Here is a 6,315-nt window from a genome sequence, read left to right as displayed (position 1 = left end):
TTTTTTAATATGTAATGTGTGACAAGTAACCTATTTTTATAAATTTAAGATCATAAACTCATTACTTATTACGGGCAGACACGAGGTCTGCCCCTACTAATTTTTCCTGTATTTTAACGCAATACTCGATACGCGATACGCGATACTATCATTTGGAGCCGGCGATCTGAGTTGAACAGACAACCTACGGATTACGATTCCGTTGCTCTTCCAATTGAGCTACGCCGGCATCATATCCTTATAAAAAAATGGTAGGCGGAACAGGACTTGAACCTGTGACCCCCTACATGTGAAGCAGGTGCTCTGCCAACTGAGCTATCCGCCCATTTTTTACAATAAATCAATTGGTGCCCCCAAGGGGATTTGAACCCCTGTCGCCGCCGTGAAAGGGCGGTGTCCTGTCCCCTAGACGATGGGGGCATTTTCGATGGGCCGTGCAGGTTTCGAACCTGCGACCCTCTGATTAAGAGTCAGATGCTCTACCAACTGAGCTAACGGCCCTAAAAATATTTAAAATTAAAGAATTTTTGCTTCTAAATGTTACTATATTTTTTACTACCTGTCAATAACTTGATTCGTATCTCGTATCTCGTGAATCGTATCTCGTAAAGATAATATAAACCAGAAATTAGAATAAATTCGTATTGAGTATTGAGCTAAGAAAGCGAAAGAAAAGATAGAAAAAGTAGCATTCTTCTTTCTATCTAACTACCCCATTAAAGTTTACACTAACTTATTATTTTGTTATTATTAAATAATTATTCTTCAGAAATACGGGCTAAATTTTCAAATTTAGCATATTCCTTTATAAAGGTTAATTCCACCTTACCTGTTGGCCCGTTTCTCTGTTTGCTAATAATTACCTCAGCAATTCTCTTTTTTTCCGTCTTAGGTTTGTAGTATTCTTCTCGGTATATAAAAACTACTAAGTCAGCATCCTGTTCAATAGCACCACTTTCTCGTAAATCAGAAAGACGGGGTCTTCTTTCAATTCTCTGTTCTACTGCTCTGGATAATTGGGAAACTGCAATTACCGGGACATTTAATTCTCTGGCCAGACCTTTAAGAGAACGAGAAATTTCTGAAATCTCCTGCTGTCTATTTTCTATTCTGCCGGAACTTGAAATAAGCTGTAAATAATCTATAATTACTAAACCAAGATTGTATTGAGCTTTTAGACGCCTGGCCTTAGCTTTTATTTCTAAACAAGTAATCCCGGCTGTATCATCAATAAAAATGGGAGCAGAAGCTAACCGACCAGCTGCCATAGAAAGTGGAGCCCAATCTTTTTCCGCTAATCGTCCTTTTCTTAAATTATGGGCATCAATCCGAGCTTCTGAACAAAGCATCCTTTGCACTAATTGAGACTTTGACATCTCTAAACTAAAAATTGCTACCGGTGTATTTTTGGATATGCTTGCATATTGAGCAATACTCATACAAAATGCTGTCTTACCCATAGCAGGTCTTCCAGCAATGACTATAAACTCAGAAGGTTGAAAACCAGTAGTAATTTCATCAAATTCGTCAAATCCACTGGAAACTCCGGTAATAAATTCTTCCCGGTGATATAGGTCTTCAATTTTTTCATAACTATCCGTAATTAGCTCCTTAATAGGAACAAAAGATTGCCTTATATTTCTCTGTGATATTTCGAATACTAAATGTTCTGCTTTATCCAGTAAAACTTTGGCATCTTCTTTTTCTTCATACCCCATAGAAATAATTTTAGTAGCACTATTAATTAAGTTACGTAAAATAGATTTTTCTTCGATAATTTTAATGTAGTACTCAACATTTGCTGCAGTAGGGACACTATTAATTAGATTAGTTAGGTAGGTAACTCCCCCGATCTCTTCTAATAAATTTACCCTATTTAATTCCTCAGTTAAAGTAACTAAATCAACACCACTGCTCTTTTCAAACAATTCAAGAATACACTTAAAGATAATCTGGTGAGATTTTTTGTAAAAATCTTCAGGTCTTAAAATATCCACACCATGTAAAATGGCATCTTCCTGAAGCAACATTGAACCTAAAGCAGCCTGTTCTGCACTAATATTTTGTGGAGGATTCCTGCCTAATTCCATTTGCTTTTCTCCCTGTTAAATAGTCGATAGTGGATAGTCGTTAGTCGTTAGCATTAAATACAGGTTTTCAGTTGACAGTTTTCGGTATAACAACTAAAAAGTTAAGGCTAAAAGTGAAAAACCATAATTCAAAACTCAAAACTTTTTTCTAAATTTTTAATTTTTAGTTATAGTTTTACGTTTTGCGCTTTTCGTTTTTCGCTATATACGGTAACCATATACTATATACTAAATTATTCTTTTTTTATTACCTCTGCTTTCTGCTCAGATGCAGAATCAGAAATTAAATTAACTTTAATTTGAGGAGTTATATCTTTATATAAGTTAACCGATACAGTATGAACACCCAATTTTTTTAAGGATTCTTTTAAATTAAGTTTCTTTTTGTCTAATTCAATTCCGTGTTCCTTTAACAGAGTTTCAACAATATCTTTGCTTGTTACAGAACCGAAAAGCTTCCCTTCTTCCCCGGCTTTAACTTTAATTTCCATGGAAATATTATTAATTTTCTCTGCTAATTCCTTAACTTCCTTCAACTCCCCCTCTTTTTGTTCTATTTCTCGTTTCTTTAAATATTCTACTTGTTTAAAATTACCTATGGTAAAAGAAATTGCTTTGCCTTGAGGAATCAAGAAATTACGGGCAAAGCCGTTGCTTACTTCAACTACATCTCCTACTTGTCCAATTTTTTCAATATTTTGCTTTAAAATTATTTTCATATTCTAAGCCTCCCTGCTCTATTCTCTATTTATTATAAATTCTTCCATCAATTTTAGCAACATTTATTAGTCGTTAGTGAATAGTCGTTAGCATCAAATACAGGTTCTCAGTTGACAGTTTTCAGCATGTAACTAAAAACTTAAAGCGAAAAGCTATAATTATTATTTAAGAATTCAGGAGTCAGTAGTCACGAGTCAGAAGAATATAAAATAAGTTAACAAGATAATATAGTCTTATATTCTAAAATATTCTGAATACTGGATTCTGTCTTCTGGCTTCTATCTTATCTGCGAGATACGAGATACAATTTCGTTGTTCGTATCTCGTATCTAGTATCTCGAAAGAAAAATAAATTCAAACATATAACTTTTTAATTTTTTAATATTTTTAATTATTTGTTTTTTTGCGAGATACGATTCACGAGATACGAGATACGAATATAGTTTTGCGCTTTGCGCTTTTCATTTTTCGTTTTTCGTTTTTCGCTATAACTATACTCTAAACGCTACCCGCTATACGCTAATAATCTTCTGGCTCCTGGATTCTGGCTCCTGACTACTTATTTTTATCTTTTATTTTCTTAACTAGTTAACCAGGTAACCAGCTAACTGCTGCTAAACGATATATGATATACGATATACGATATATCAAATTATTCTTTTTTTGCAGTAAGTAATCTTCTAAAATCTATCCATATATCTAACATGGCTGCCCAGGTAACAATTTGGGATAAAAGTGGTTGAAAGCATACCAGAATATATATAACCCACTTTAAAAAATTTTTAATTTTAAACCGCTCTAATATAAAACCGGTTAAAGAAAGACCATAAATCAAAAATACCACTGCAAAAAAAACTTGTATATTTATTCCAGTTTTATTTAAAAGAGGTATCTTATAAGTTGTTCCCAGAATTATCAATACCATCCCTAAAAGATAACTCCAAAAAAAAGACTTGGAAGCTCTCCAGTTAAAGAAGGAAGTAAAGTTCGTTAACTTATATCCAAATCTCCTTAAGATTAAGCGAGCTACCCAGTAATTTAAAATAGTATCAAAAATTGAAGCAAGAATAATCATTCCCGGGAATGCTATTCTAACAATACTAATGGTTTGAGTTAGGGAATCTTTCAGGGAAGCTAATTGTTCCGGAGATAGTCCCATATTGCTATAAAAATTCAAAGATTGAGTTATAATTTTATCTATTTCTTCTATGTCAAATAACACGGTGTTGAGATCTAAAACCCAAAAACCGATTAAAAGGATTAAACCTTTAGAAATAAGAGAAGCTATGCTTCCAATGATAATAATATCAGTTAAAGATAATCCTTTTTTTATACCAAAACCTAAAGTTAGCCCTAATATTCCAAAACCTAACAGCACCATAAGCCCTTGCAGGGGACCAGCTAAAATAGTTACCAAAATCCCTGATATAAAAGTTGCGATAATAGCAAACTTTATGCTATGGCGTAAACATAAAATTATAATCGGGAGAGGGCACAAAAAACTTACCAGTGTACCTAGTAAGGGAATATAAATACTAATAATAAATAAAACGGCAGTAATTGCGGCTAAAAATGCACCCTCAACTATTGATTTAGTTGGAATTTGTTCAGTCAATAAACAAGCCTCTTCCTTTGTATTAAAAAAGTTTAAAACTTTTTTCGTATATAGTATATCGTATATCGTGAAAAACAAAAAGTTAAGATGGTAAAATCAAAATCACATCTTATATATTTTATGTTGTGAGTTATATCCCGTGAAGAGCATAGAAATCATGATACAGAATAAATTCGTATCTCGTATCTCGTGAAGAAAATAGAAGTCAGGAGCCAGTAGTCAGAATCCAGAATATAAACCGGCGCGTAACATTCAGATCCTAACGATATACGAAATACGATATACGAAATACTACATACTATATACTAATTTACTTATTTCGCCACATAAGGGAGAAGCCCTATTTCTCTTGCTCTTTTTATAGATATAGCCAGTGTACGTTGATGTCTTGCGCAGTTTCCGGTTGCTCTACGAGGCAGCATTTTACCTTGTTCAGTAATAAATTTTCTTAATAAATCTACATCCTTATAATCAGCTAATATTTTTTCTTTACAAAAAAGACAAACTTTCCTTTGTGGTCTTCTAAAAAAACCGTATCGTGCCATTAATTTATATTTTTCCTCCTTTAATAATCTACCTTCTCTTTTCGGTATTTGTTTAAATAATTAATTAACTGTTCTTATTTTGACTTTTTCCTTCATGTTGTAAGGTCAATAAATATCTGATAACTCTCTCTTCTAACTTTACAACTCTTTCAAGTTCTAAAATAATTTTTTCATCCACATTAAAATTTAAGACCACATAATTCGCCTCTGTAAAATCCTTAATTTCGTAAGCTAACTTCCTTTTGCCCCATTTATTTGTTTTGGTTATTTCTCCTTTTGCGTCGGTAATAAGCTTTTTGAATTTAGTCAATAAGGAATCTAACTCTTCGTCTTCTAACTGGGGATTTATGGCAAGCATTACTTCATAACTTCTCATCTGTTACCACCTCCTTTCGGTTTAATCAGCCCCTGAAAGATTTTTCAGGAGCAAGGAAATTAGAAATATAAAACGATTTATATTATATCACAGATATTTTCGATATCAAGTTTATATTCGTATCGCATATTGCGTATCCATTTAGTTAGCTAGTTAATAAATTAATATCAAACCAATTAGCCCGGTAACTATAACTAACTAGATGAATTTATATCTTGCAACTATTAACTGAAAACCGTAAACTGAAAACTGTGAATTTGTATATCGTATTGGATATTGCGTAAAAAGTTAAAGAGAAAGAAAAGGTTTGGGATACAAAATTAAAAAATATCATTTTTTTTCTTAATCTCTGGGAATAATTTCTTTAATTTTCTTCTCTAATTTTACCCGAGGAACTAACACTTTTCTGCCACAACAAAGACATTTTAAGCCAATATCAATACCGGTCCTGGTAATTTCCCAATGGAAACCTCCACAAGGATGTTTCTTCTTTAATCTAATAATATCTCCCATCCCTAATTTTAATGGCATGTTATTGTATCCTTATTCCCGATTTGTCAATTACGTTAGTGAGCCGGTTACCCGGTTTACCAGTTAGCCAGTAAGTTTTGTAATATGTAATGTGTGACAAGTAACCTGTTTTTGTAAACTTAAGATCATAAACTTATTACTCATTACATATCACTTATTACTGTATTTTGACGCGATACTCGATACGTGGTACGAATTACTATTCATTATCGACTAACATAATTTCTGCAGGAGAGAATTGTATTCTTCCTTATCCTTTTTTTTAAAGGGGCCAACAATAGATAAATTTATTTTATCTTTGGTAAAAATATTTTGAGCCATTTTTTGAACATCTTTCACTTTTACTTCTTCAATTTTTTCTTTTATTTCGTCAAAAGTTGAAGGTCTACCATGTAAAAGCATCCTATTCCCCAACCAAAATGCCCTGCTTAAAGTACT

General features: G+C 32.7%; 7 protein-coding genes and 4 tRNA genes. All 11 read right to left on the bottom strand.

Translation table 11 applies throughout. From position 1 onward, the window contains the following. Nucleotides 1-153 precede the first annotated feature (153 nt). A tRNA-Thr gene (locus tag CEE44_05550) sits at nt 154-229 on the bottom strand. A 20-nt stretch (nt 230-249) separates the two neighbouring features. Next, nucleotides 250-325 (bottom strand) — tRNA-Val (locus CEE44_05545). Between the two features lie 20 nt (nt 326-345). After that, nucleotides 346-420: transfer RNA gene (locus tag CEE44_05540), tRNA-Glu, on the bottom strand. 8 nt (nt 421-428) lie between these two features. Further along, nucleotides 429-501: transfer RNA gene (locus CEE44_05535), tRNA-Lys, on the bottom strand. Nucleotides 502-758: 257 nt separating this feature from the next. Further along, entirely contained in the window at nt 759-2,090 is a 1,332-nt protein-coding gene (locus CEE44_05530) for a replicative DNA helicase (protein TKJ16503.1), read from the bottom strand. Nucleotides 2,091-2,323: 233 nt separating this feature from the next. Next, nucleotides 2,324-2,809 (bottom strand): 50S ribosomal protein L9, encoded by a 486-nt coding sequence (locus CEE44_05525; GenBank protein TKJ16502.1) that lies wholly within the window; start codon nt 2,807-2,809, stop codon nt 2,324-2,326. 653 nt (nt 2,810-3,462) lie between these two features. Then, nucleotides 3,463-4,503 carry a hypothetical protein gene (locus CEE44_05520; GenBank protein ID TKJ16501.1) on the bottom strand — a complete coding sequence of 347 codons (1,041 nt, stop codon included), beginning with the start codon at nt 4,501-4,503 and terminating at the stop codon, nt 3,463-3,465. A 236-nt stretch (nt 4,504-4,739) separates the two neighbouring features. Next, entirely contained in the window at nt 4,740-4,970 is a 231-nt protein-coding gene (gene rpsR / locus CEE44_05515) for a 30S ribosomal protein S18 (GenBank protein ID TKJ16500.1), read from the bottom strand. Between the two features lie 64 nt (nt 4,971-5,034). Further along, a complete protein-coding gene (locus tag CEE44_05510) occupies nt 5,035-5,346 on the bottom strand; it encodes a 30S ribosomal protein S6 (GenBank protein ID TKJ16499.1) in 312 nt (103 codons plus the stop codon). A gap of 342 nt (nt 5,347-5,688) precedes the next feature. Then, a complete protein-coding gene (locus tag CEE44_05505; GenBank protein TKJ16498.1) occupies nt 5,689-5,877 on the bottom strand; it encodes a DUF951 domain-containing protein in 189 nt (62 codons plus the stop codon). A 213-nt stretch (nt 5,878-6,090) separates the two neighbouring features. Then, on the bottom strand, nt 6,091-6,315 hold a 225-nt coding region (locus CEE44_05500; GenBank protein TKJ16497.1), incomplete at its 5' end, for a hypothetical protein.

The organism is Candidatus Woesearchaeota archaeon B3_Woes, assembly GCA_005222965.1.
Lineage (GTDB): Archaea > Nanobdellota > Nanobdellia > Woesearchaeales > B3-WOES > B3-WOES.
Note: the sequence above shows the minus strand (reverse complement) of the source record. Positions and strands in the feature narration are given on the sequence as shown.